This window comes from Lactobacillus equicursoris DSM 19284 = JCM 14600 = CIP 110162 (assembly GCF_001434815.1).
Taxonomy (GTDB): domain Bacteria; phylum Bacillota; class Bacilli; order Lactobacillales; family Lactobacillaceae; genus Lactobacillus; species Lactobacillus equicursoris.
Window position 1 is genome coordinate 1 of record NZ_AZDU01000086.1, and the last position, 2793, is coordinate 2793.

Sequence of the window (2793 nt, forward strand, 5' to 3'; positions counted from 1 at the left end):
GGTCATAAAAATACCCCACAATCGTTAGATGCTTATGTCTAACAATTGTAGGACACCTCATAACAGCTAGGTGTCTGTCATGATAGTCTGATAAAAAACATCTATTTTTTCTTCTCATATTTTCTTTTTAGTGGTAAAATATGTTTGAAATCGGTTACTTCATCAATGTTAAGGAGAAAACTATGAAGAAATTAATTGTGGCCAGTGTGCTTGCATTAACTACACTAGCAGGCCTGGCAACTAGTCCAAAGGTACAAGCAAGAAGTACTACAAAGTCTGCCAAGGTTTCCTTTAAGCAGTACAAGATAAATAAGAAGTACAAAAATGGGGTAAAGGCAAAGTTCTCATATAACTTGCCGCAACTTAAAGGAAAATCGGCAGCCATTAAAAAGATCAACAAGGACTTGAAGAAGATCTACAGTAGCGAGAAGAAGGATTCAAAGACTGTCTTCTACTGTGCTAAACAATACGATTCCAAACAGGCCGGTGCCATAAAAGACACTTGCTATGACCTTACGAAAACAAGCGTTTCCTACAATAAGAACGGCATCATTTCATTTAAAGTAGACCACAACTGGTGGGCTGGCGCTCAAGATAAGAATAAAAAAATACCCTATCATGTTATTGGGGGCTTGACCTACTCGCTTAAAAATGGGAAAAGATTGAGCATTGCAGATATTGCCAAAGGCAGCAAATCAAGCGTTCGGAAGCAGTTGATAGCTGGCGCGACGAAAAAATTTAAAATTAAAAAGAGTGAAACTATCTATTTTGATATGTTAGGTGGCAAAGTTCCGGGAACAAATACCTTTTACGATGTACGTCTTAATTATTACTTAAAGGGCGGTAAAGTTTACTTGTACCCAAATATTATTGAACCTCTGAATTATGAATTCACACACCATAACCCGCCTATCTACTATAACTCCCACTTCACCATCCCTTCCCGCTACAAGTAAATATCCGACACAAAAAGATCGTCAGTCCACAATTCGTGGATCATGTCGATCTTTTTTATATACAATTAGTTACGGCGTAGTCCAACTTCTATAGAGTGCCAGCCAAAGCGCGCCCCTTCTTCAGTTTGCCATCGACCACATTTTTTAAAGAGTACGACAATATCATGCTGATTCTTTGCGGATTCTCGATGTCCTTTATGCAGCACCAGGTTTTAGGCCACTAAAGTCCGATTTCACTTAATCAGACAAGCGGTCTCTTGACCAGAATCATGGCGGATCTACCAAACTTTTTAGGACCAGTTTTTGAAAAAGCCTGCAGGGAATGGACCTGGAGACAAGACGACCTCCCCTTCGACCCGCAGGAAATTAGCAGCTGGTGGGGCTACAATCCTACCCTTAAGCGGCAAGATGACGTCGATTTGGTTGCCGTGAGTTATGACAAAAAAGAAGCAATTATTGTTGAATGCAAGTGGTGCAAGGCAGAGAAGCTTAGTCCGCAAATACTAGATACCTTGCGGAGCCGGGCGGCACTGCTTAGTTCAAATTCGGCATCACGAAAATCCACCTCTATTTCTTTGCTAAAGAGAGCAGCCTTTCTTTTAAAGAACTGGCTGAAAGCCAAAGAGTTAGACTAATTCTCTTCGATGATTTTTGGAAAAGTCGATAAAACAAGTTTCGTCAGATTTCCCATGTGAGGTCTGACGTTTTTTCGTAAGATAGATTTTTTAAAATTGCTTTCAGTAGTACAATATGGGAGAGTAATATTTGTTTCAAATATACGAGGAACGAGCTTATGAAGAAATGGGTAATTACTGGTGCGCTTGTCGCGGCTGCGGCAGTTAGTCTGGTGGCAGCTCCCAAGGCAGAAGCCAGCTCAGCTAAGTACACGATCAAGCAGTACCGGACGGTTAAAAAGTACAAGCATGGTATGAAGGCAACTTTTTCTTACCAGTTGCCGCAACTGAAGGGCAGCTCTGCCGCGATCAAGAAGATCAACAAGGACATAAAAAAGAGCCTTGCTGCTGAGAAAAAGAATGCAAAGCAATTGTTTAACTACGCAAAAGATGGAGCCAATAACGGCTTTAAGAACTTGAGCTATTACGATGCCACTACTGCCAAGATCACTTACAACAAGAATAATGTCGTCTCTTTTAAGAGCGAAATGAAATGGTGGGCCGGTGGCGTTGCAGAAGACAACATTGGCAGTTGGACCTACTCTCTTAAAAGCGGTAAGAAGTTGACTGTATATGATGTTGCGCAAGGCAGCAAAGCAAGTATTAAGAAGAAGCTGGTCAAAGGGGCTAAAAAGTTTGGAGCTGGCACTATCTACTTTGAGTCAACTAACTTGAAGAAAATGAATTTTGTCTTGAAGAAGGGCAAAGTGTACGTGTACCCGCAAGTCTATGGTTATAACATGGACAAGTACTTCACCCTGCCTTCCCGCTACAAGTAACTTGCAAAAATAAAGATCGTCATTCCACCCAAGTGGCTTGACGATCTTTTTGTATATTCTGATTTAGTCCTCGTAGACTGTAAGCACAGAAGAACAAGATAGCAGTCAAAATATTTCGGGTGCTACAAGTAGTGATACAGTTGATTTTACGATTCAACCAAATACGAGTCAGTATTCGGAACGTAGTTTAAGTGATTCCAAGTTTGCTCCTGCTCTTGCAAGTATATATTTCGTACCAGGCTTTGGTGAAGTTGCCATAACAATAACTGGTGCAGTAGTTGTAGGCGGTATAACTTATGGCGTTGGAACTTCAATCTATCAGAAGTCAAAGAAGCTGGTTAATAAGTTGCTTAGTAAGCACCCAATAGCGCGGTATCTATCAAC

At 40.9% G+C, this 2793-nt stretch carries 3 protein-coding genes; all 3 read left to right on the forward strand.

What is annotated here, in order from left to right:
• The first annotated feature begins 182 nt into the window (after nt 1-182).
• The 3 genes from FC20_RS09315 to FC20_RS09325 all read left to right on the forward strand — a co-directional run bounded on the left by FC20_RS09315 (nt 183) and on the right by FC20_RS09325 (nt 2409).
• A complete protein-coding gene (locus FC20_RS09315; protein ID WP_008461261.1) occupies nt 183-956 on the forward strand; it encodes a hypothetical protein in 774 nt (257 codons plus the stop codon).
• 230 nt (nt 957-1186) lie between these two features.
• Complete coding sequence (locus FC20_RS09320; RefSeq protein WP_269083543.1) at nt 1187-1591, forward strand: DUF234 domain-containing protein; 405 nt, start codon at nt 1187-1189, stop codon at nt 1589-1591.
• 158 nt (nt 1592-1749) lie between these two features.
• A complete protein-coding gene (locus tag FC20_RS09325) occupies nt 1750-2409 on the forward strand; it encodes a PdaC/SigV domain-containing protein (RefSeq protein WP_008461258.1) in 660 nt (219 codons plus the stop codon).
• Nucleotides 2410-2793: the final 384 nt, after the last annotated feature.